The sequence below is a fragment of the Magnetospirillum sp. WYHS-4 genome (assembly GCA_039908345.1).
GTDB lineage: Bacteria > Pseudomonadota > Alphaproteobacteria > Rhodospirillales > GLO-3 > JAMOBD01.
Genome location: JAMOBD010000026.1, coordinates 15164 through 37303, shown reverse-complemented (window position 1 = coordinate 37303; position 22140 = coordinate 15164). Strand labels below are relative to the sequence as shown.

Annotated in this window: 21 protein-coding genes and 1 tRNA gene; 13 read left to right on the top strand and 9 right to left on the bottom strand. The window is 64.0% G+C overall.

The features are described 5' to 3' along the window. The 3 genes from H7841_09275 to H7841_09265 all read left to right on the top strand — a co-directional run. On the top strand, positions 1-369 hold a 369-nt coding region (locus tag H7841_09275), incomplete at its 5' end, for an alpha/beta hydrolase (GenBank protein ID MEO5337070.1). A gap of 116 nt (positions 370-485) precedes the next feature. Next, on the top strand, positions 486-932 hold the full coding sequence (locus H7841_09270) for a hypothetical protein (GenBank protein ID MEO5337069.1): 447 nt from the start codon (positions 486-488) through the stop codon (positions 930-932). Between the two features lie 90 nt (positions 933-1022). After that, positions 1023-2246: a flagellar hook protein FlgE gene (locus H7841_09265; GenBank protein MEO5337068.1), complete on the top strand. Its 1224-nt coding sequence runs from the start codon at positions 1023-1025 to the stop codon at positions 2244-2246. On the opposite strand, the gene H7841_09260 is transcribed toward H7841_09265, so the two are convergent. Next, on the bottom strand, positions 2196-3455 hold the full coding sequence (locus tag H7841_09260) for a class I SAM-dependent methyltransferase (protein ID MEO5337067.1): 1260 nt from the start codon (positions 3453-3455) through the stop codon (positions 2196-2198). The two genes, H7841_09265 and H7841_09260, sit on opposite strands and share 51 nt — an antisense overlap. 115 nt (positions 3456-3570) lie before the next feature. Between H7841_09260 and H7841_09255 the strand changes: the two genes are divergently transcribed. From H7841_09255 to H7841_09235, 5 genes are all read left to right on the top strand, one after another. Continuing rightward, positions 3571-3647 (top strand) — tRNA-His (locus tag H7841_09255). 137 nt (positions 3648-3784) lie between these two features. Continuing rightward, the gene (gene trxA, locus H7841_09250) at positions 3785-4231 is read left to right on the top strand and encodes a thioredoxin (protein MEO5337066.1); all 447 of its coding nucleotides are present in this window, start codon (positions 3785-3787) and stop codon (positions 4229-4231) included. An 85-nt stretch (positions 4232-4316) separates the two neighbouring features. Continuing rightward, positions 4317-5333, top strand: coding sequence for a flippase-like domain-containing protein (locus H7841_09245; protein MEO5337065.1), 1017 nt, complete (start codon positions 4317-4319; stop codon positions 5331-5333). Positions 5334-5352: 19 nt separating this feature from the next. Next, positions 5353-6924 carry a leucyl aminopeptidase gene (locus H7841_09240; GenBank protein ID MEO5337064.1) on the top strand — a complete coding sequence of 524 codons (1572 nt, stop codon included), beginning with the start codon at positions 5353-5355 and terminating at the stop codon, positions 6922-6924. A 12-nt stretch (positions 6925-6936) separates the two neighbouring features. Then, a complete protein-coding gene (locus H7841_09235; protein ID MEO5337063.1) occupies positions 6937-7386 on the top strand; it encodes a DNA polymerase III subunit chi in 450 nt (149 codons plus the stop codon). A 4-nt stretch (positions 7387-7390) separates the two neighbouring features. Here H7841_09235 and H7841_09230 read toward each other — a convergent pair whose 3' ends face one another. The 7 genes from H7841_09230 to H7841_09200 form a co-directional block, all read right to left on the bottom strand. After that, positions 7391-7882, bottom strand: coding sequence for a hypothetical protein (locus tag H7841_09230; protein MEO5337062.1), 492 nt, complete (start codon positions 7880-7882; stop codon positions 7391-7393). 227 nt (positions 7883-8109) lie between these two features. Continuing rightward, positions 8110-9225 (bottom strand): rod shape-determining protein RodA, encoded by a 1116-nt coding sequence (gene rodA / locus H7841_09225; GenBank protein MEO5337061.1) that lies wholly within the window; start codon positions 9223-9225, stop codon positions 8110-8112. 32 nt (positions 9226-9257) lie between these two features. After that, positions 9258-11159, bottom strand: coding sequence for a penicillin-binding protein 2 (gene mrdA, locus H7841_09220; protein MEO5337060.1), 1902 nt, complete (start codon positions 11157-11159; stop codon positions 9258-9260). Next, the gene (gene mreD, locus H7841_09215; GenBank protein MEO5337059.1) at positions 11159-11674 is read right to left on the bottom strand and encodes a rod shape-determining protein MreD; all 516 of its coding nucleotides are present in this window, start codon (positions 11672-11674) and stop codon (positions 11159-11161) included. Before mreD ends, mrdA begins: the two co-directional genes overlap by 1 nt. After that, positions 11671-12585, bottom strand: coding sequence for a rod shape-determining protein MreC (gene mreC / locus H7841_09210; GenBank protein MEO5337058.1), 915 nt, complete (start codon positions 12583-12585; stop codon positions 11671-11673). Before mreC ends, mreD begins: the two co-directional genes overlap by 4 nt. A gap of 99 nt (positions 12586-12684) precedes the next feature. Beyond that, on the bottom strand, positions 12685-13725 hold the full coding sequence (locus H7841_09205; protein ID MEO5337057.1) for a rod shape-determining protein: 1041 nt from the start codon (positions 13723-13725) through the stop codon (positions 12685-12687). Positions 13726-13909: 184 nt separating this feature from the next. Continuing rightward, complete coding sequence (locus tag H7841_09200; GenBank protein MEO5337056.1) at positions 13910-15466, bottom strand: 2-isopropylmalate synthase; 1557 nt, start codon at positions 15464-15466, stop codon at positions 13910-13912. 1047 nt (positions 15467-16513) lie between these two features. On the opposite strand from H7841_09200, the gene H7841_09195 reads away from it, so the two are divergent. Beyond that, entirely contained in the window at positions 16514-17164 is a 651-nt protein-coding gene (locus H7841_09195) for a hypothetical protein (protein MEO5337055.1), read from the top strand. 74 nt (positions 17165-17238) lie between these two features. Here H7841_09195 and H7841_09190 read toward each other — a convergent pair whose 3' ends face one another. Further along, on the bottom strand, positions 17239-18168 hold the full coding sequence (locus H7841_09190; GenBank protein MEO5337054.1) for a hypothetical protein: 930 nt from the start codon (positions 18166-18168) through the stop codon (positions 17239-17241). Positions 18169-18423: 255 nt separating this feature from the next. Here H7841_09190 and H7841_09185 point away from each other — a divergent pair, with 255 nt between their 5' ends. From H7841_09185 to H7841_09170, 4 genes are all read left to right on the top strand, one after another. Next, positions 18424-18987: a hypothetical protein gene (locus H7841_09185; GenBank protein MEO5337053.1), complete on the top strand. Its 564-nt coding sequence runs from the start codon at positions 18424-18426 to the stop codon at positions 18985-18987. 120 nt (positions 18988-19107) lie between these two features. Beyond that, complete coding sequence (locus tag H7841_09180) at positions 19108-19569, top strand: CBS domain-containing protein (protein ID MEO5337052.1); 462 nt, start codon at positions 19108-19110, stop codon at positions 19567-19569. Then, the gene (locus H7841_09175) at positions 19566-20909 is read left to right on the top strand and encodes an ArsB/NhaD family transporter (GenBank protein ID MEO5337051.1); all 1344 of its coding nucleotides are present in this window, start codon (positions 19566-19568) and stop codon (positions 20907-20909) included. Before H7841_09180 ends, H7841_09175 begins: the two co-directional genes overlap by 4 nt. Before the next feature lie 73 nt (positions 20910-20982). Then, positions 20983-22140 (top strand): EAL domain-containing response regulator, encoded by a 1158-nt coding sequence (locus H7841_09170; protein MEO5337050.1) that lies wholly within the window; start codon positions 20983-20985, stop codon positions 22138-22140.

Below are 22140 nucleotides of genomic sequence, written 5' to 3'. Positions count from 1 at the left end.
TCCCTGGGCGGCGCCATCGCCACCCACATGGCCTGGGAAACCGGCCGGGCCGGGACGCCCCTGGCCGGCCTGATCCTGGAAGCCCCCTTCACCAGCATGGCTGATGCCGCCCAGCGCCATTATCCCTACCTGCCGGCCCGCTGGCTGGTGCGTGACCGGTACGCTTCCATCGACAAGATCGCCCACGTGGCGACGCCGGTGGCGATCCTGCACGGCACTGCCGACGGCGTGGTGCCCTTCGATCAGGGCCTGAGGCTTCTGGAGGCGGCACGGGAACCCAAGCTGGGCCTGTGGATTCCCGACGGCGGCCATGAGGTTTTTGGGGAAGAGGCGTTGGACCAAGCCCTCGCTTTTCTGTCGGCAACCTGAGAAATAGTTAACAACGTATTGACTTTTCACGTGAAAGTCACGATAATGAAACCTGGAGTGTTAGGTGCGGGGCGGTCTATGCGGGTCCCGGCACCGGGTTTTGGATCGGCAAGGTTATGGCCCAGATCACGCGAACCCAGGCGGTGACGACTACGGAGACCGGCGGCTACCAGCCCGGTAACCGTCTGCTCGGCATGCCCAGCGGCACGGCGTCGACCGAGGCTTCCGCCGTCCAGGGCATCAGCGCCGACGTGGGCGTCGCCAACCAGGAGATCAATTACCGGTTCGGTACCGCCTTCCAGGACCAGGGCGCCGGCCGCCATGCGCCGGAGCGCCAGCCGGCCCGGATGATCAGCCGGGTCATGACCTCGCCCGATACCTTCGCGGCGGTCCTGCGGGCCAACGCGGGCGTCGAACAGAAGGGCGAGCGGAATGGTACGGCCGAGGGCGGGCGCGGGTTCGGCGGCCTTCTGGCCAAGGCCATCGGCACCTACGAGACCAACGCCCGTGTCGTCGCGGGCCAGAACAAGTTCCGCGGCACCGTCTTCAGCATGGCGCTGTGACCGCGCGAGTGTGAGACCGATCACGGCAGGCCGATGGCGCTTCCGGCATGATGGGTCTGATCGTTGCCAGAAAGGCAAGGAAGCGACGCGATGAGCCTCTCCGGAATTCTGTCTTCGGCCGTTTCGGGCCTTACCTTGAACGCGAGCCGGGTGGCGGCTTCGGCCGACAACTTGGCGAACGTCCATACGGTCGGCCACAAGGCCGCGGACGTCCAGGGCGCTACCCTCGTCACCCGCCAGGCCTCCGCCACCGCCTATTCGGCCGGTGGCGTGCGGGGGCGCAGCCGCGCCGAGGTTTCCACCCAGGGCCTTTTGCAGGCCACTTCCTCGACCACCGATCTTGCCATCGCCGGCCAAGGTTTCTTCGCCGTGCAGGGGCGGGACGGCGGCACGCTTTATACCCGCGCCGGCTCCTTCAAGCCCGACTCCCAGGGCTATCTGGTCAACGCCCAGGGGTTCCGTCTGCTGGGCCGGCCGACCGACGCTCAGGGCCAAGCCACCGGCGGCGATGGCTTGGTGCCGGTCAACCTGAAGCGGGTGGGGGGCACGGCCGATGCCACGACCCGTCTGGCCGTCGGCGCCAACCTGCCGGCCGATGCCCCAGTGGGCGACAGCCATGCCGTTATCGCCCAGGCCCGCGACTCCCTGGGCAATCCGGTGAGCCTTTCCCTGACCTTCACCAAGACCGGAGCCAACCAGTACGATCTGTCCATCGCCGATCCCGCCGGCCCCGTCGCCGGTATGGCGGAGGAAGGAGGGGCGGGCGGCGGTGCCTACGCGGTTCCGGTGACCTTCGGCAGTGATGGCCGGCCCGACGGCGGGGCGGTTTCCAAGCTGTTCGTCGGCAACCTGTCGTCGGGGGCGGCGGATTTGTCGGTCGACATCGACCTGGAGGGCCTGACCCAGTTCGGCAGCGACTTCGTCCTCGGGCGGGTGGAAACGGACGGCGCCGGCTACGGCACGTCCAGCGGCGCGACGGTGGGCCCGGACGGAACGGTCATGGCCCTGTTCGAGAACGGCGAGCGGCGGCCTATCTACCGGGTCTCGGTGGCCACCTTCGGTAATCCGGAAGGCCTGGAATCCCTGAGCGGCAACGTCTACCGCGCCACCGAGGATTCAGGCGCGCCGACTCTGCGGACGGCGGGCGAGGCGGAAGCCGGCACCGTCGAGGCCGGGGCGTTGGAACAATCCACGGTCGATATCGGCGGCGAGATGGTGCGTACCATCCTGGCCCGCACCGCCTATTCCTTCAACCTGGAAACGCTACGCGCCGCCGACGAGATGCAGCGCGAACTGCTCGACACCAAGGCCTGATCCGGACAGGGCCTTTCGCGCGGCGGCGATGCTTCCCAAGGCGTCGCGCGGGGGGAAGAGGCTGGCGGTGCGTGGCTGCATGCCGTCGCGGGCCGCGATCTTGCGCTTGACCCGGTATTCGTTCTCGCCGCCCACCCCGAGCAGGTAGAGGGTGGGGGCGGGAACCAGGGCGTCGAGTCCCACGATGGCGCGGTCGGTGCCCGGCAGGAAGCGACCTTGGATCTCGGTCCGGTCGTCGATGGCCCAGTCGAGGGAGGCCTCGATGCCGCAGCCGTTGACCACCACTACCGAACGCGGTGCGCAGCCGTAGAGAGCGATACGCCAGCCCGCCAAGCGATAGGCGGCGACCAAGTCGGACAAGCCCTGCCGGTAGGCTGCCAGCCCGGCCGCGAAGGCGGCGTAGTCGGGGCGGCCGGGCCCCACGCCGTTCCAGTCCGCCGCCGTCCAGGGAACGAGGGGGAGGGTGGGATCGAATTCGGCCACCAGGGCAAGGCTGCCACCGCCGAAGGCATAGTGGCGGCGGTCGAGGATGCGGAATCCGGACAGAGCCAAGAGCCGCTCGATCGCCGGCTGGGTGAAATAGTTGACGTGTTCCTCCCATAGGATCGCCGGATTGCCCGTATCGAGGCCGGACTCCACCTGCGGCAGTTCGAGGGCGAACAGGCCGCCCGGCACCAGCGCCTTCCGCACACCCGACACGAAGGGTTCCAGGGCGTCCACGTGTTCCAGCACTTGGCGGGCGACGACGAAATGGAAGCCGGTTCCCAGGTCGGCTTCGCCGAAGAACCCGGTCCGGATGTCGAGCCCGGCGGCGCGACCTCTTTCGGCCATCCGACGGTTGGGCTCGATACCGATGGCGTCTTCGAAGCCATGTTCCTTCATGGCGGCCAGAACCGTGCCGTCGTTGCAGCCGATCTCCAGCAAGGGACCGGGGTCGCGGCGGGCCAGCAGGGTGGCGATCAGGTCCGGGATGTGGGCCGGCCGCTGGAAGGCGGTGGAGTAGGTCTCGGCTTCCGCATAGAGAACGGCCGGATCGATGGGGCGGGCGATCTGCAAGAGGCCGCAACGGTCGCAAATATGGAAGCGGAGCGGAAAGCGCGGTTCCGTCTCTTCGGCCCGGCGGCGAAGGCGGTGGGCGATAGGCATGGGGCCGATGTCGACGAGAAGCTCCAAGCCTTCCGACGCGCAGACCCTGCAACGCAACGCCATGTCCCGCCCTTCGTCTTGCCGTTCCCTGCCAGTCTAGGGGATGGCCATTGCGGCGACAAGGCCGCGTGGCGCTTGACGGGGGGAAGGGGGGCGGAGTACACAGTCCGCCGCTGCGGTGGCTGTAGCTCAGTTGGTTAGAGCACTAGATTGTGGTTCTAGGGGTCGTGGGTTCGAATCCCATCAGCCACCCCATTCGACACAGGTCGCCGAACCGCGCGGGTCTTTTCGTTTCCGACGCCCTTTCCGCTCCCTCGGTGGCTCATGCATGCGGAACCGCGCCCCTCTGGCTCCGGCGCGTCCGGAAGGGGCAACCTCAGGAGGATACCGTCATGGCGACCGTCGCTCTGACCATGGATAACATCGACGACCTGATTTCCAAGAGCAACATCGTGCTGATCGACTTCTGGGCCGACTGGTGCGGTCCCTGCAAGATGTTCGGGCCGATCTTCGAGAAGGCCTCGGAGAAGCATTCCGACGTGGTCTTCGCCAAGTGCGATACCGAGGCCGAGACCGGCATCGCAGCCCAGTTCGGCATTCGCTCCATTCCCACCGTGGCGGTGTTTCGCGAGAAGGTGCTGCTGCTCCTGCAACCCGGCGCCCTGCCCGAGACCGCGCTCGAAGACCTGATCGGCAAGGTGAAGGAACTCGACATGGCCTCCATCCATGCCGAGATCGCCAAGCAGGAGTCCGAGCACGCCCATGACCACGGCGACGACCATGGCCACAGCCACGGCGGCTGCGGCTGCGGTGGCGGCGGCAAGGGCGGTTGCGGCTGAGGCGGGCGCAGGCTCCACACGGACGTTCGAGGAAGGGGGCCCCGCGGCCCCCTTCGCTTTTCCCGCGGCGGCGGAGTGACAGGCCGTGCCGAACCTGCTAAACCTCCGATCCGCCATGTCCAAGAAGTGGATCGCCATTTCCCTCAAGGTCCTGCTCTCGGGCCTGCTCATCTGGTATTTGTTCCGCAACGTCGATGTCGGTGCGGCCTACCAGCGGGCGCGCGGCCTTGATCCCTGGCTGGGGCTGGGGACCTTGGCCCTGTTCCTTTTCCAGTCGGCGATCGGCGGTTGGCGTTGGAACGCAGCGCTGGCGGCCATCGGCGAGCCTCTGTCCTTCTGGCGCAGCTTCGTGCTCTGCTACATCGGCGCCTTCTTCAACCAGACATTGCCTTCCGCCGTGGGTGGCGACGCGGTGCGGATGTACAAGGCGCGCCATGACGGCCTGTCGCTCAGCGCCGCCATCAACGGCGTCATGCTGGACCGAGTGTCCACGGTGGTGGCTCTGGTCTTCCTGGTGGTCGGCCTGCAGCCCCTGCTGCTGGCCAAGGTCGATCTGGGCGCGGCGGAATGGCTGTTTCCGCTGTTGTCTCTGGGTGCCCTGGCCGGCCTGGGTGTCCTGATGATGCTCGATCGCATGCCCGAGTCGCTGCGGCGCTGGAAGATCGTTCGCGGCTTGGCCTACCTGGCGACCGATACGCGGCGCCTGTTCCTCGTACCGCGTCATGCGGCTCGCTCGCTGTTCTTCAGCGCCATCGGCCACGTCAACATCTCGGTGGCGGTCTGGGTGCTGGCCCGCGCCCTGGCGATCGACATTTCGGTCGTCGACTGCCTGATCCTGATTCCCTTGGTCATCTTGATTACCACCCTGCCCATTTCCATCGGCGGTTGGGGTGTGCGCGAAGGCGCCATGGTGGGAACCCTGGGATTGGTCGGGGTGCCGGCGGAAAGCGCCCTGGTCTTGTCCATCCTGTTCGGCCTGAGCGCCATGGTGACGGCCTTGCCGGGGGGCGTGTTCTGGCTGATGGACGGCGGACGGCGCACCGATCTGGCTTTGGACGAAATACCCGTCGACACGGCTCTGCCGGCCGATGGCGAAAACTGATACCAAGGGAGATGCCACGATGAAGATCCAGTTCGGCGAGTCGGGCCTGCCCGCTACGGGCGTGGCGGTGGTGGGGGTCCTGTCGGGAGGCAAGGCGACTCCTTCCGCCGCAGCTCTCGACAAGGCCATGGACGGAGGGTTTCTCAGGGCCGCCAAGGCTGCCCATTTCAAGGGGGAGAAGGACCAGATCCTATCCCTGCCGGCGCCGGGCGGCACCAAGCTGGACCGAGCGGTCGGATTGGGCATGGGACCGGCGCGCAAGCTGGATGCAGGGACCTTGCAGGCTTTGGGCGGGCAAATCTACATCGCCCTGGCGGCCGCCAAGGGAGCGACGACTGCCGCCGTGCTGGTCGACTCCTTGCCTGGCTGCAAGCTTTCCCCTGCCGCCATGGCGGCCGAAATGGCACTGGGCCTCCGGCTGCGCTCCTACAGCTTCGACAAGTACTTCACGAAGCGCAAGAAGGACGATATGCCGACGCTTCGGACCGTGAAATTCCTGGTGGCCGATCCGGAAGAGGCGCGCCGTCTCTTCGCGCCGCTGGACAAGGTGGCGGATGGTGTCTTCCTGACCCGCGACTTGGTCTCGGAGCCGGCAAACGTCCTCTATCCGGAAGCGATGGCCAAGCAGGCCCGCGACGAGTTGGAACCGTTGGGTGTCGAAGTCGATATTCTCGATGCCAAGGACATGCGCAAGCTCGGTATGGGCTCGTTGCTTGGCGTCGGCCAGGGCAGCGTCAACGAGCCCCGTCTGGTCGCCATGCAATGGTGGGGCGCCGGCAAGCCGGTGGCCGCGCTTGGTAAAGCCAAAGGCCGCAGGAAGGTGAAGGCGGAGGAGGGCGCCGCCCAGGACCCGCGGGCACCTCTGGCTTTCGTCGGCAAGGGCGTCACCTTCGACACCGGGGGCATTTCCATCAAGCCTTCCGCCGGCATGGAGGAGATGAAATGGGATATGGCCGGCGCCGGCGCGGTGATCGGGTTGATGAAGGCATTGGCGGGCCGCAAGGCGCGGGTGAACGTGGTGGGCATCATCGGTTTGGTCGAGAACATGCCATCCGGCAACGCGCAGCGTCCGGGCGACGTGGTGACGTCGATGTCCGGCCAGACCATCGAGGTGCTGAACACCGACGCGGAAGGGCGTCTGGTGCTGGCCGATGCGCTCTGGTACTGCAAGGATCGCTTCGCGCCCCGCTTCATGGTCGACCTGGCAACATTGACGGGCGCCATGGTCATCGCCTTGGGCCACGAGATGGCCGGCCTTTTCGCCAGCGACGACAAGCTGGCCGACCATTTGATCGCTGCCGGCCGGGCCGTGGACGAGCGCCTCTGGCGCCTGCCCTTGGGCGAGGAATACGACAAGATGCTGAAGTCCGACATCGCCGACATGAAAAACATCAGCGGCGGCCGTTCGGCGGGGAGCATCACCGCGGCCCAGTTTCTCAAGCGGTTCGTCGGCGACGTGCCTTGGGCCCATCTGGATATCGCGGGCACCGCCTGGACCAACAAGGACCGTCCGGTGGTTCCCAAGGGGGCCGCGGGCTTCGGCGTGCGGCTCCTTGATCGTCTGATCGCCGACCATTACGAGGCCAAGTAGGGGAGGGGGGCGGTGACCGCTGTCGCCTTCTACCACCTGAAGCGCTGGCCGCTGGAACAGGCCCTGCCCAAGCTGTTGGAAAAGACGCTGGCTTCGGGCAAGCGCGGCCTGGTGATGGCCGGCTCGCCGGAACGGGTGGAGGCGCTGAATACCTTGCTCTGGACCTACGATCCGGATTCGTGGCTGCCTCACGGGGGCATCAAGGACGGTAGCCCGCAAGCCCAGCCCATCTGGTTGACCTGCGAAGACGAGAATCCCAACGGCGCCACATACCTTTTCCTCACCGATGGGGCGGACTCGCCCCGTGTCGGCGAGTTCGAACGTTGCTTCGACTTGTTCGACGGCAACGACGAGGAGACGGTTCTGTCTGCACGGGAGCGCTGGAAGGCATGCAAGGCAGCCGGCCACGACCTGACCTATTGGCAGCAGACGGAAAGCGGCGGTTGGGAAAAGAAGGGGTAGATCCCTATTTGCGGCCCGGGGCGAAGCTGCGGGCCGGGCGCTTCGGGGGATTAGCCTTAGCCTGCTTGGCTGCCTCGCGTTCGGCCAATCGCAGGCTCTTCATGTTGCGGTCCCAGACGATGTAGGCCTTGATGCGGTCTTCGATCCGCTTCTGGAAAACGAGAAAAGTGACTTGCGCGCCGATATAGGCGAGCACCGGAGAAGCCAGCAGTGTGAACATCCAGAAGACCACGTGGACGGCGGTCACATAGCTGATCAGCATCGCATGGTAATAGGTGGCAAAAAGAACCAGCATCGCCTCGGACGCCAAGGCCATGCGGAAGCCCAGGGTCTCGGTGAAGGTGCGTGGCTTTATCGGTCCGCCGAAGGCAAGAAGGATATTGCGCAGCAATCCCCCGAAGAGATTGCTGAGCAGGATTACCATGCATACGGCGGCCACGAACGACTGATGCTTCGTGAATCCGAACAGCGTCAAGATCTGTTCGAAGAAACCCATTCTCTCAACCCCGTCACACCGAAGACCGCCATCGCCTTTGACGGCAAGCCTCCCGTTCCCAGCCCACTCGCCCATTCGGCCGACTTTAGCATGGATGATAGGATGTCGACCGAATTCCAAAATGTAATATCGGCCACAAATACCTAAAGAACAGTATACGGAACCACGGCAAATGACGACAAAAAAACCATCGGGGATCGGAATTTACGTCAACGCGATTCTCGGCATCATCCGTCCAGGCCGCCGCGGCGGCTGATGGTCACGTCCCGGTTCACGTAGGCGCCCAAGACGAAACCGAAGCCCAGCATCAGGGTCATCATCGCCGTCCCGCCGTAGGAAATCAGCGGCAAGGGCACGCCCACCACCGGAATCAGGCCCATCACCATGGCGATGTTGATGAAGACGTAGAGAAAGAAGGTCGTGGTCACGCCCAACGTCACCAACCGGGTGAACTGGCTGCGGCATCGGATGGCGATGGCGAAGCCGTAGGCGACGATCAGGCTGTAGAGACCGACCAGGGCCACTCCGCCCGCCATGCCGAACTCCTCGGCCAGCATGGTGAAGATGAAATCGGTCTGCTTCTCGGGCAGGAAGTTCAAATGGGCTTGGCTGCCCTGTAGAAACCCCTTGCCGAACACGCCGCCCGAGCCCAGGGCGATCTTCGACTGGATGATGTGGTAGCCGGCGCCTAGCGGATCGCGTTCGGGATCAAGGAAGGTGAGTATGCGTTGCTTCTGGTAGTCGCGCAGAAAATTCCAGGCCACCGGCGCGGCGGACAGTCCACCGATCCCCATCAACCAGAACTTCCACATGCGCACCCCGGCCAGGAAGAATATGGCCAAGCTGACGAAGACCAGCATCAGGGCTGTTCCAAGGTCCGGTTGGCGCAGAACCAGGGCCGAAGGAATGACCACCATGAGGAGCGGGGGTACCAGGAAGGCGATCCGTCCGACATCCTCGACGCTGCATCCGTGGAAATAGCGCGCCAGCGCCAGCACCAGGGCGATCTTCATCAGTTCGGAAGGCTGTAGGGAGATGATCCCCAGGTCGATCCAGCGTTGGGCGCCCATTCCCACCACGCCGACCAGTTCCACCGCCACCAACAGAACGAGGCTGAACAGATAGAAGGGATAGGCATATTTCATCCATAGGCGTACGTCGGTCAGCGCCACCACGAGCATGATAAGGAGGCTGGCTCCGAAGCGCATGATCTGGCGCGAGGACCAGGGGTCCATCTTGCCGCTGGCGGCCGAGAACAGCATCACGAAACCGGCCGTCGCCACCAAGCAGAGCAGCAGGACCAGAAGCCACTGGACCTGCAGGAGGCGCTGCCCGATCGACATTTCCCCTCGTCGGTTGCCGAGTCCCACTATTCTCATCCCCGGGCTCCCGCGGGCTTTCCGTCATCCTCGGCGATCCGTCCGGCGATGCCGGGGCCGGCCGAGCCGCGGGTTTGCGCCTCCAGCAGGATGTCCCGAACGATGGGAGCCGCCGTTTGAGAGCCGCTGCCGCCGTGTTCGACAACGACGGCCGCGGCATAGCGGGGATTGTCGGCCGGTGCGAAGGCGACGAACAGGGCGTGGTCCCGTTCCTCCCAAGGCAAATCCTTGTTCTTCTTCACGCCCTGGTCGCGTTCGGCCTTGGAGATGCGGCGGACCTGGACGGTGCCGGTTTTCCCCCCCATCTCGAACCCCTCGCGGGCGATGCGCGATCCGTAGGCCGTGCCCCCCGGTTCGTTGACCACCGACGTCATGGCGTCGCGTACCACTTTCAGGTGGGCGGGCGAGATGCCCAGGGAGTCGAATTGGGGAACGGCCTCGTCCTGGGCGAAATCCCCCGAAGTGACGCGGCGGGTCAAGTGCGGGGTCACGGCCTGGCCATTACTCGCCAAGCGGGCCGCCATCACCGCGAGTTGCAGGGGCGTGGCAAGGATGTAGCCCTGGCCGATGCCGAGGATCAGGGTCTCGCCCTGGGTCCAGGCCTGCTTCATGGCGGCCTGCTTCCATTCGCGGCTAGGCACCAGGCCGTTGCCTTCGCCGGGCAGGTCGATGCCCAAGGGCTGGCCCAGGCCCAGCTTGCGCGCCATGGCGGAAATGCGTTCCATGCCGGTGCGCTTGGCCGTTTCGTAGAAATAAACGTCGCAGGAATGGGTGATGGCGCCGTGCAGGTCCAGGGCACCGTGGCCATGCTTCTTCCAGCAGTGGAATTCGGCATCGCCCAACTGGGTCGAGCCGTTGCAGTAGAACACGGATTTCGGGTTGATGATGCCCTTTTCCAAGGCTGCCAGCGCCACGATCATCTTGAAGGTCGAGCCGGGGGCGTATTGGCCGGCGATGGACTTGTTGATCAGGGGCGTATGGGGATTCTTGGTCAAGGCCTTCCATTCCTCCCCGGTCAGGCCCTTGTTGAAGGCGTTGGGCTCGTAGCTGGGGGTGGAAGCCATGGCCAGCACATCGCCGGTCACCACGTCGACGATTACAGCCGAAGCACTTTCGCCTTCCAGTCGGCGGCTGACCATCTTCTGCAGTTCCAGATCGATGGTGAGCACGACCTCGGCGCCGGGCTGGCCTTCATGGCGGCTCAGTTCCCGGATCACCCGGCCGACTGCGTTGACCTCGACCTCCAGGCTGCCGCCCTTGCCGCGCAGGGCCAGGTCGTGAATGCGTTCGATACCAGCCTTGCCGATGCGGAAGCCTGGCAGTTCCAGTAGCGGGTCGCCGGTCATCTCGTCTTCGGATACAGAAGATACGTAGCCGAGGACGTGAGCCGTGTCGGCGCCGTGGGGATAGAATCGGGTCTCGCCCACGTCGATGAAAACGCCCGGAAGGTCGGGAGTGTTGACTTCGACCCGGGCCACTTCCTCCCAGGTCAGGTTTTCCCGCACCGTTACGGGTACGAACTTGCGCTTGCGGCGGATCTCGCGGAACACGCGCCGCCGATCATTGTCGGTAATGGGGACGATCTGGGACAGGGCGTCCAGGATGTCGCCGATGTCCTGGTCCTTCTTGGACACGTCCTCCGGGACAAGAAGGACACGGTAGTTCTGCTGATTCACCGCGACATGGCGGCCGAAGCGGTCGACGATGCGCCCGCGTGGCGGCGGCAGCAGACGCAGATTGATGCGGTTTTCGTCGGCTAGCGTGCGATAGCGCGCCGATTCCACGACTTGCAGGTAGTACATACGGCCGATCAAGGTGGAAAGCAGGGCAGCCTGAAATCCGCCCAGCATCAGGGCCCGGCGAGTGAAAATCTTTTGGCGATCGGTATCGCGCTGCATCAATCGTTCCTCAGAACGGCCTGCTGCCAACCCAGGAAGAGCCAGGAGAGCAGCGGGAAGGCACCAAGGGTCGCCAGATACTGGAAGAGACCGGCCCTGCCCTGGACGAAGCCGCCGTTCAGCGCCGAAACCGTCAGCCAGAGAAAGAACACGGCGCCCGCGCCCACCATCGCGAAACCAAGCCAATGGATGACGAACGACTTTCCAATGAAGAACCGGCGCTGCGACAGAACCGCCCCGTAGACCATTAGGAAGACCAAGGTGCTGGAGCCGAACGGCAGGCCGGTCAAGGCATCGTGCAGCAGTCCAAGAAGAAAGACGGCGGCCGCCGGCATGAGGTCCGGACGATAGATGGTCCAGTGGTATATGGCGGCCACGGGCAGCAGGGGGGCCATCTCGGCCAAGCCGGGGACGTGCAGGGGGGCCAGTTCGACCACCAGCAGGAAGAGGGTGAGGGCGAAGGGAGTCAGATGGCGGGCCAGCGCATCCAGCCGATGCCACAAGGACCGCTTCATTTCGGCGGGCCCGCATCGGCTGGGGCGTCGTCCGGATCGTCGTCCTCGTCGCCGACATCGGCTGGCGATGTCAGGATGCCCTTCAAGCCATAATCCACGATCCTCAGGTATTCCAGGCGGTCACGATCGACCAGGGGGCGAACCGAAATTCCCGCCTCGCTTACCGCGGAAACGACGCCGACGGGAAGGCCGGGCGGAAACACGCCGGCATGTCCCGAAGTCACCACGCGATCACCGGGCGAAACCTCGGCGCCGGGCGGCAGGTAAAGCAGGTTTGCCTGATCCGAATTGTTGCCGGCCAGCATGGCCCGGGTGCGCGTCGGTTCCACGACCACGGGAACCCGCGAGTTCAAATCGGTGAGCAGCAGAACGCGCGACGAATGGCGTCCGACGCTGGTGATGCGTCCGACCAGGCCCTGGCCACTGACCACCACCTGCCCTTTGCGCACGCCGTCGCGCTGGCCGGCGTTGAGCAGCAGGCTGCGTGCGAAGGCGCCACCGGTATTGCCGATCACCCGGGCGGTGACGAAACGGATCTCGCCGTCAGGAGAAAAATGCAGGAGGTCGCGGAGCGCCTTGTTCTCCGCCTCCAGCTTGCGGGCCGCCGCCTGCCACTGCAGCAACCGGCCGCTTTCTTCGCGCAGGCGGAGATTTTCTTCGTGCAGGTTGGAAATTTCCCGCGCCGTGCGGACCATTTCGGCGATGGTGGCGGTCGGCCGCGCCAGGGCGTCCAGCATGGGAGTCAGGGCGTCGGTGATCTGGGTGCGAAACCGTTCGACCAACACCACATCGGCCTTGCCCAGCATCATGGCGGCGAAGGCGGCCATCACCAGTCCCAGATAGGCGAATCGCTGAGCCGCGCCCCGGATGGGGGCGGCAATACGCGAAATGGGCCGGGCGCGTTCCTTCACATCGTCCCTCGCACCAGCGAACAGCCGCTTCAGCCCATCCGGGCCGAAATCACCTTGATTCTAAATAATTTTCACAAACCAGGCAACCGCGAACCGCGCTCAATACATGGTCGACAGGACGTGCTTCAGCCTCTTCATGTCTTCCAGAGCCCGGCCGGTGCCCAGGACGACGCAGGACAACGGATCGTCGGCGATCGACACCGGCAGTCCGGTGGCGTGCCGGAGCACATGGTCCAGATTGCTGAGCAGGCCCCCGCCGCCGGTAAGCACGATGCCCTTGTCGACGATATCGGCCGCCAGTTCGGGGGCGGTGTGTTCGAGTGCGACCTTGACCGCCTCGACGATGGCGCTGACCGGTTCGGCCAAGCCTTCGGCGATTTCCCGCTCGGTGATGACGATTTCCTTGGGCACGCCATTCATCAGGTCGCGACCCTTGATTTCCATGGTTCGGCCGTCGCCGTCGGCGGGCGGGCAGGCGGAGCCGATTTCTTCCTTGATGCGGGCGGCGGAGCTTTCGCCGACCAGGAGGTTATGGTTGCGGCGGATGTAGGCGATGATCGCCTCGTCCATCATATCGCCACCGACGCGCACGCTACGCGAATAGACGATACCGCCCAGGGAGAGCACCGCCACCTCGGTGGTGCCGCCGCCGATGTCGACCACCATGGAGCCGGTGGGTTCGGTGACCGGCAGGCCGGCGCCGATAGCGGCGGCCATGGGTTCTTCGATCAGGAAGACCTTGCGGGCACCGGCGCTTTCGGCCGATTCCTGGATGGCGCGCCTTTCCACCGCCGTGGAGCCCGAAGGCACGCAGACGATCACCAACGGACTGGCGAAGGTCTTGCGGTTGTGGACCTTGCGGATGAAGTACTTGATCATCTCCTCCGCCACCTCGAAGTCGGCGATCACGCCGTCGCGCAACGGTCGAATGGCGCGGATGTTGCCCGGCGTGCGGCCAAGCATCTGCTTGGCCTCCTCGCCCACGGCCAACACCTGCTTCTTGCCCTTGTTCTCGGCGATGGCGACCACGGACGGTTCGTTCAGCACGATACCCTTGCCCTTGACGTAGACAAGGGTGTTGGCGGTGCCGAGGTCGATGGCCATGTCGGCCGAGAGGAAACCGAAAAGTCTGGAGAACATGACGCTTCAGTAGCCCGTAACGAAAAACACGTCAACACTGCCGATGGCGACCGTGACCGCCGCCGGTGCTGGTCTGGCTCGGTAACTGCGAAGTGATGCTATCTCTAACACATCCGCGGCGCCACGAGAAGAAGCTTGCGGGGCCGGGGAAAATTCCCGGCCCCGCGAAATTCGTAGCAATTCGTCACGCCGACAGGGCGGCCGGCGCGGTCTTCTCGCGCCGCACCAGCAATTTGTTCAGCGCGTTCAGGTAGGCCATCACCGAAGCCACCAAGGTATCGGTATCGGCCCCGTAGCCGTGGGACTGGTGGCCTTCATCCTCCAGGCGGACCGTGACCTCGGCCTGGGCGTCGGTGCCCTGGGTCACGGCATGGACCTGATACAGTTTCAGCCGCGCCTCGTGGGGGAACAGCTCCTTGATGGCCTTGAAGGCAGCATCGACCGGGCCGTCGCCGGTGGCGGTCGTGGCGCGGCGCTCGCCGTCCACGTCCAATTCCAGCACCGCCTCGGGCGGACGCTTGGTGGTGCCGCAGGCGATACCCAGCGAGATCAACCGCAGGCGGTCGTACATGCGCGACACGGTATCGTCGACCAGGGCCACGATGTCCTCGTCGAAGACTTCCTTCTTCTTGTCGGCCAGGTCCTTGAAGCGCTTGAACGCATCCTCCAGGGCGTTGTCGCCCAGTTCGTAGCCCAGGATCTTCAGCTTATCCTTGAAGGCGGCACGGCCGGAATGCTTGCCCAGCACCAGGGTCGACTTGTTCAGGCCCACCGACTCGGGGGTCATGATTTCGTAGGTCTGGGCATGCTTCAGCATGCCGTCCTGGTGGATGCCGGACTCGTGGGCGAAGGCGTTGGCGCCGACTATGGCCTTGTTCGGCTGTACCGGGAAGCCGGTGACGTTGGACACCAGCTTGGAGGCCCGCATGATCTGGGTGGTGTCGACGCCATGCACGAAAGGCATCCGGTCGTGGCGGGTGCGCAGGGCCATGATGATTTCTTCCATGGCCGCGTTGCCGGCCCGCTCACCCAGTCCGTTGATGGTGCATTCCACCTGGCGGGCACCATTGGACACGGCGGCCAGGGAATTGGCGACCGCCAAGCCCAGGTCGTTGTGGCAATGGACCGAGATGGTCGCCTGGTCGATGTTGGGCACCCGGTCGAACAGCATACGGATCAAGGCGCCGAACTCGTCGGGGATGGCATAGCCCACGGTGTCGGGAATGTTGATGGTGCGGGCGCCGGAGCGGATGGCGGCCTCGACGCAGCGGCACAGGAAGTCGTGGTCGGTGCGCGAGCCGTCTTCCGCCGACCATTCCACGTCGTCGGTGAACTGGCGGGCCAGGGTGACGCTTTCGATGATGCGCTCGTAAACCTTGTCCGGCTCCATCTGCAGCTTGTACTTCATGTGCAGGGGGCTGGTGGAAATGAAGGTATGGATGCGCCCGCGCGGCGCGGGCCGGATGGCATCGGCACAGCGTTCGATGTCGCCCTTGGTGGCGCGGGCCAAGCCGCAGACGGTGGACTTCCGGATGCGCGAGGCAATGGCATGGACGGCCTCGAAATCTCCTTCCGAGGCGATGGGGAAGCCGGCTTCGATCACGTCCACGCCCATGGATTCCAGCACCTCGGCGATGGCGACCTTCTCGTCCAGGTTCATGGAGGCGCCCGGCGACTGCTCGCCGTCGCGCAGGGTGGTGTCGAAGATGATGATGCGGTTGGGGTCCTTGGCGGTCGTCATGGGTCTGTTCCTTCGGGTCCTGATGATCTGCGTTTAGGTTCGCGGAGCCGCGAATAGCGGCTCGCATCCCCTGAACGTCCGCCGCGCCCAAACCGGAGGGGCGCGCAAGCGGCGCTCAGGGGCACCTAAGTCGCAGGACCCCGGGAATGCCGCTTCGAGCGGCCTGGGCGTGCGGGCGCACCGCTGACGCGGTCGCCTTGGTCCCCGTCCTGAAATCACCCATTCGGGTCATGACACGCCCACGAATCGAGACACACTGCGAACAAGCTAGTCAAGGAAGCCCTGGAAATCAAGAGCGGGAACGAATCTTGTGTCCGTAGCATATGATGTGAGCGATCCTGGAAGACTTCCAGAGAAGGGGCGTCCATGGGTCGGTGCAGAGTGCTATCGGAGGTCCGCGTGATGCGGTTGGAAGAAGTAGTGGGGCGGTTGGGCGATGGCCGGCTGTCGCGCGAGGAGCCACTTCTTCCTGCATCATTGCCTCATCACGGCCAAGGTGCCGCGCCTCCCATAACCCGCGACGTATCTGCTGGCACCAGTCGTCATCTTTACTTAGAATGGATCGGCTCGCTGGGGGGCCATTTTCATTGGGATGGGATGGGAAGGGTACGGCCGTGCTGGGAAAGACTGGGGCGAAGGTAATGACAACCGCATTTGGGGGGACCGGAAAAAATTTGGCCTTTTTTTCCGTCAAGGTGGGGACCTGGTCTTTAGGGGGAGGGGTTCTTCTTCCGCTGGCCGGATTGGCCTTGCTCGGAGGGGCCGTAATAATCGCGAGGCGCCACTCTTCCGTCCGACGCAACAGCGATCATGGCAGAGCAAGAAGAATAGGTGGAGACACTCCATTCAAGTTTTGGAATTCCGTCAGGAATGCTGCATCCAGACTGGCAAACCGTACTTCTGAGGATTTCGAGCAGGCCATTTCCCACATGGGGATGGAAAGAATCCAGGTGGAATATCCCCTGGCAGGTACATGGAGATGGGTTGGGAAGCGCGTCTCCAATTGGATGGATCGGCGATAAATTACTTTTTTAGCGGCTATTCATCATGCGCAGCATAGGAGGCAAACAAGGCATTCCTTTGCGTCGCCGTGACCGGAGCCTGGGTGACGAACGAATCGATCAGCCCGTCTGTAAGCCTAATCAGAATGTCGGCGGATCATCGGAGGGCGATGAGCAAAATAGTGGAGAGAACAGTACGGAGATTTCAAAATTTCTCGGAGAGTCGAAAAAGGCGCGCAAGCCATACCAGTCGTTCAGAAGGCATATTACTAAGGTGGATATCGAAAAGAACGCACATGATCTGGCCGAGCTGTTTCACGGGCACGGGGATAAGGCTGCGGACCGTGTGCTTCGGGAAATCGCAGGAAACGGCGTTCTAGCCATATTGGTTTATGATAGCGCCCACCCCCGCCGCACTTCGAACGACCCCAATGAGTTGGTCTACGGGCTGATGAAGGGTAAGACGACTCATGAAGTGGATAGCGTCGAGAAGAGGGCAACCGAACTCGCCGCGATGTGGCTCTCCCACGACTCGGATACCAAAGCGCACGCCCTCGCGGACATCCTGAAGGATGGATTGCTGGCCATCTGGACCTTCGAGCAACTGCCCCCTCCGGACGCGACCAATGATCGCGCCACTCTGAAGAAGGCCCTGGTCGCCGTCTTCAGCTTAATCCGGGGCGGCATGACCCGGTGATGCCAAGGCGAGACCGGCACCGGCAATCCGAGGCGCCCAGGAACCGGTGCCGTCGTTGTCGGCGCGAGACCTGTTCATCCCGTGGCTTCATTGATGGCCTCGATCATATCGTCGCCTTCCGCCCGGGCGCGCCGATTGCGGTAATAACCGTAGCCGGCAAGGCCGACCACACCGGCGAGCAACGCCGGCCCCCAGGCACCTAGGCCCAGGCCTAGCCCCAAGCTGAGGCCCGTTCCTGTCCAGATGGTTCCCGCCGCGACAGTTTTCACTGCCGTGGCGCCAACAATCGCCTTGCCGCTGCCGACGGCGATCTTCGACAGCCCTACCGCCGGCTTGGTCAAGGCCGCAGCCTTAGCCAAAGCCGAACCGCTGGCCGTTGCCTTGGTCGCCGTCGCGCTTGCCACCGGCTTCAATGCAAGCCAAGTGGTGCCGGGATCTCCCGCCATCAGCGGAGCCTTGCCCACGGTCACCGTCTTGCCAAGGAAGCTCGTTGCAGAAGCCGCATCGGCCGTCTTCAGGGCAACGATATCGCCGCCGCCGACAGGCTGGAGGAATAGCCATTTGCTGGCGCCCTTGCCGAGCATCGGAGGATTGATGACCGTGAAGGTCTTTCCAACCAACGAAGAGGCATGAAGCCCCTGTTTGGCCCCCTCCAACTGGAGCAGAGACAGCGACGACCCAGCGGCCGCGGCCTTGACCGTACCACCGGCCAGGGGCTTGAGGACCAACCATTTCCCCACGGTGGAACCAGTTACGACGGGAGCCTTTGCCACGGTGACCGACTTCCCAACCAAGGCCGAGAGCTCCGTCACTTGGCGGGCGCTTTCCAGCTTGAGGGCGACGGTGCTGCCAGCGCCCCCATCAGGCGTCAGAAACAGCCAACTCCCCAATCCCTGGCCGGAAGTCGAGACGTTGCCAACGGTGTAGGTGTTGCCGGCAAGCGCCGCAAGCTGCGCAGCTTGGGTTGCCCCATCGACCTGGGCCATAACGATTTCCGCCACCATAATTTCCCACCCCTTTTGAATAACGCCCAAAAGCACCCGACGATGGGGGATACTAAACCCGCAAGACCTGCATGGTCAATGCCATGTCTGACCATGCACCGTCCGGACCCGTCCGGACAGAGCGGGAAAGAATTTCACTTCGTTCGTCGGGCCATACCGAAGAGGTAAGGCCGTCTTGACAGAGGGGGGGAGGGCATGGCAATAAGCGCAAAATGACTTGCAAGTAAGTCGCAATACGATTTCATCGAGGAAATCATGAACGCCATCGCCGAAGTGCCCGTCGAGATCCATCGGGATCGCTCGGTGGACGTCCGGGACTTCATCTGGCTGGCGGCCCTGGGGCGGGCCGCCCGAGGGCCGGCACCTCTCGGGGAGGTTCGTGCCTACCTCGCGGACCTGGCCTCCGGATTCGGGGCATCGGCTGTCGATATGGTCGGCGGATGCATCGACGCCATGCGGCAGGGACGGCATCTGGAAGCTGCCGAAGATCGGACCGACGGCGGCCATCGGCTGGCTCTCACGCCGACCGGGCACCAGACCTTTCTCTTTCTCCTTGGTCGGCCGATTCCGCGTCCGGCCACGGCGATTGGGCGGATCGGGCTGAAATTGAAGCTGGACTATATCGACCTGATCGGGCGGGCGGATCGGCGGCGCCTTCTCGAGGGGCTGGTCGCGGCCTGCATGAGCGAACTGGCAAGCAGGGATGGCGAGGCCGATGGCGTGGGCCGCTTCGGAAAACTTTGGTTCGAGCACGATGTCGAGCGTGTGCGGCGCGATATCGCCCTGCTGAACACCCTGATCGACCTGAACGACAGATAGGGATACGGGGAAAATCGGCGCCAGTCCTTCCGTGGGCGCTTCGCGGCACGGGGCTTGACAGATACGGACTGATGGGGCCTCATTTCCTGGCTCCGCGACCCGTTCCCTGGGGGGGAAAAGATGACCTGTCGCTCCTTGATGACCAGCAAGCCCCTGGTCCTGCGCGAAACCGATCCGTTGGACAAGGGAGTCCACCTGCTGTTGGCGAACCGTCTGCACGCCTTGCCGGTGGTGGACGGGGAAGGCCGATACCTGGGCCTGTTCGACTTGCCGTCGGTGTTTCAGGCCATGCTGCCCAGCATCGCCACCTTCGACGAGAATCTGGTGGATCTGAATTTTATCGGCGACGACATCGACGATCTGCGGGTCAACCTGCCCAACGACACTCCGGTGATCGGCTTTCTCGATACCCGGATCGAACCCATCGGTCCCGATTTATCCCTGAAGGAGACCCTGCTCAGGGTTTTCCGTTGCCGTTGCGCCCTGCCCGTGGTCGATGCCGTTACCGGCAAGTTGGAGGGCATGGTCTCGCCCTGGGGGGCGCTGGACGCCATCGAACGCCGCAAGAAGGCCCGGTCATGACCGAACACGCCGCCTGGATGCCGCAAGTCTGGTTCGGATGGAACGCGATGGCGGTTTCGGCCACCATCCTGGTCATCACCTACGCCGCCATCATCAGCGAGAAGATCAACCGCGCCGTCATCGCCCTGGTGGGCGCCGGGGTGATGATCGTCATCGGCGTGCTGAACCAGGAAGCCGCCATCCGCGGTATCGACTTCAACACCATCGCCCTGCTGACCGGGATGATGATCCTGGTGTCCGTCACCCGCAAAAGCGGGCTTTTCCAGTACGTGGCCATCTGGTCGGCCAAGAAGGTGCAGGCCAGCCCGCGCGGCCTGCTGTTCGTCCTGCCCATCGTCACCGCCGTCTTTTCGGCCCTGCTGGACAACGTGACCACGGTCCTGCTGATCGTTCCCGTCACCCTGGTCATCACCGACGAACTGAAGGTCAAGGCCTATCCCTTCCTGGTGGCCGAGATCCTGGCTTCCAACATCGGCGGCACCTCGACCCTGATCGGCGATCCGCCCAACATCATGATCGGCTCGCAGACCGACCTGACCTTCAACGACTTCCTGTTCAACCTGGCGCCCGTGGTGATCGTCATCCAGATCGCCACTAGTCTGGTCCTCGATTTCGTCTGGGGCCGCAAGATGGCCGCCGCGCCCGAAGCCCGCGCCCGCGTCATGGCCTTCCACGAGAACGAGGCGATCAAGGACGTGCTGCTGCTCAAGCAGTCGCTGTCCGTGCTGGGGCTGGTGATCCTGGCCTTCGTCACGGCCCGCCTGCTGCACCTGGAACCGGGCACCATCGCCATGTTCGGCGCCGCCCTCTTGATGCTGATCCACAACCTGGGCCGCAGCCCGGAAGCCCAAAGCGAGGACGTCCACCACACCTTCACCGAGGTGGAATGGATCACCATCTTCTTCTTCGTCGGCTTGTTCATCGTGGTCTACGGGGTGGAAACCTCCGGCCTGCTCAAGCTGCTGGCGGAACAGCTGGTGGCGGCCACCGGCGGTGACATGACCCGGACGGCGCTGGCGATCCTCTGGGCCTCCGCCATCCTGTCGGCCATCGTCGACAACATCCCCTTCGTCGCCACCATGATCCCCCTTATCAAGGCCATGGCGCCCACCTTCGGCGGCCCCGAGAACCTGGAACCCCTCTGGTGGTCCCTGTCGCTGGGCGCCTGCCTGGGCGGCAACGGCACGCTGATCGGAGCGTCGGCCAACCTGACGGTGGCGGGTCTGGCGGAACGGGCCGGCCAGCCGATCCGCTTCATCCCGTATATGAAAAGCGCTTTCCTGCTGATGATCCTCAGCGTCGCCATCAGTCATGTCTACGTCTGGTGGCGTTATTTGTAGCGAAAGGTCTGTCGCCTTCCTTCGCGATTGGCGCTAGACTCCCCTGGGGTCAATCGAACAGGTTCGTTTAGCCATGACCAGCCGCCGGGTGCTCATTCTCGACGACGATGCCGAGTTGCGGGAGTTCATCACCGTCATCGTCCAGAAGGAAGGGTTCGAGACCCTTTCCATCGAAACCTTCGCCGGGCTGAAGGAAACGTTCGCCGATTTCCAGCCCGATCTGATCGTCCTCGACTTGTCGTTGCAGGATACGGATGGCGTCGAGGTGTTGCGCTACCTGTCGGGCCGGGGCGCCAAATCCTCCATCCTCCTGATTAGCAGCTTCGACGAACGCCTGCTGCGCAGCGCCCTGAACCTGGGCGAATCCTACGGCCTCAACATGCTGGGCAACCTGCAAAAGCCGCTGCGGCCGGCCGACGTGCGGGCCATGCTGGCCAAGCTTCCCGAAGTCAGCGCCACGGTGCGCGAAGGCGACCTGGACTTGGCCATCCGTCACGACCACCTGTTCCTCAACTTCCAGCCCAAGGTCGACATGCGCAGCCGCCAAGTGCTGAGCGCCGAGGCCTTGGTGCGCTGGAACGATCCCAAGCGCGGCATGATCTTCCCCGACCAGTTCATCGCCCTGGCCGAACGTTCCGGCCTGATCGATCCGATGACCGAGCGCATCCTGCGCAAGGCCATCGCGGCAGCCTGCGTCTGGCGCGATCGGGGCCTGAACATCGCCGTGGCGGTCAACCTGTCGGCGGCGTCGCTGACCGACCTGGAATTCCCCACCCGGGTTTCGGCGCTATTGGCCGAAGCCAAGCTGGATTCCAGCCGCCTGATCCTGGAAGTCACGGAAACCTCGGCCATGACCGACGCCAAGGCGACCATGGACATCCTGACCCGCCTGCGCATCAAGGGCATCAACATCTCGCTGGACGACTTCGGGACCGGCTATTCCTCCCTGGTCGAACTGCACCGCATGCCCTTTTCGGAACTCAAGATCGACCGTTCCTTCGTCATGGACTCCCACAAGGACAAGGACTCGCGGATCATCGTCGAGGCCATCTTGGGCCTAGCCCACGCCTTGCAGATCAAGACGGTGGCCGAAGGCGTCGAAACCGAGGCACACTGGGATATGCTGGCCGAGTCAGGATGCAACATGGCCCAGGGCTACTACCTGTCCCGGCCCTTGCCCCAGGACGACTTCCTCGCCTGGGTGGCCGACTGGAACAAGCGGATATCCTGA

Coding starts and splice junctions, on each gene's coding strand:
- H7841_09185 (MEO5337053.1), top strand. CDS start 18,424: ATGAACGCCATCGCCGAAGTGCCCGTCGAGATCCATCGGGATCGCTCG.
- H7841_09170 (MEO5337050.1), top strand. CDS start 20,983: ATGACCAGCCGCCGGGTGCTCATTCTCGACGACGATGCCGAGTTGCGG.
- H7841_09230 (MEO5337062.1), bottom strand. CDS start 7,882: ATGGGTTTCTTCGAACAGATCTTGACGCTGTTCGGATTCACGAAGCAT.
- H7841_09175 (MEO5337051.1), top strand. CDS start 19,566: ATGACCGAACACGCCGCCTGGATGCCGCAAGTCTGGTTCGGATGGAAC.
- mreD (MEO5337059.1), bottom strand. CDS start 11,674: ATGAAGCGGTCCTTGTGGCATCGGCTGGATGCGCTGGCCCGCCATCTG.
- trxA (MEO5337066.1), top strand. CDS start 3,785: ATGGCGACCGTCGCTCTGACCATGGATAACATCGACGACCTGATTTCC.
- H7841_09200 (MEO5337056.1), bottom strand. CDS start 15,466: ATGACGACCGCCAAGGACCCCAACCGCATCATCATCTTCGACACCACC.
- H7841_09190 (MEO5337054.1), bottom strand. CDS start 18,168: ATGGTGGCGGAAATCGTTATGGCCCAGGTCGATGGGGCAACCCAAGCT.
- H7841_09240 (MEO5337064.1), top strand. CDS start 5,353: ATGAAGATCCAGTTCGGCGAGTCGGGCCTGCCCGCTACGGGCGTGGCG.
- H7841_09265 (MEO5337068.1), top strand. CDS start 1,023: ATGAGCCTCTCCGGAATTCTGTCTTCGGCCGTTTCGGGCCTTACCTTG.
- H7841_09195 (MEO5337055.1), top strand. CDS start 16,514: ATGCGCAGCATAGGAGGCAAACAAGGCATTCCTTTGCGTCGCCGTGAC.
- H7841_09205 (MEO5337057.1), bottom strand. CDS start 13,725: ATGTTCTCCAGACTTTTCGGTTTCCTCTCGGCCGACATGGCCATCGAC.
- mrdA (MEO5337060.1), bottom strand. CDS start 11,159: ATGCAGCGCGATACCGATCGCCAAAAGATTTTCACTCGCCGGGCCCTG.
- H7841_09180 (MEO5337052.1), top strand. CDS start 19,108: ATGACCTGTCGCTCCTTGATGACCAGCAAGCCCCTGGTCCTGCGCGAA.
- H7841_09260 (MEO5337067.1), bottom strand. CDS start 3,455: ATGGCGTTGCGTTGCAGGGTCTGCGCGTCGGAAGGCTTGGAGCTTCTC.
- H7841_09270 (MEO5337069.1), top strand. CDS start 486: ATGGCCCAGATCACGCGAACCCAGGCGGTGACGACTACGGAGACCGGC.
- rodA (MEO5337061.1), bottom strand. CDS start 9,225: ATGTCGATCGGGCAGCGCCTCCTGCAGGTCCAGTGGCTTCTGGTCCTG.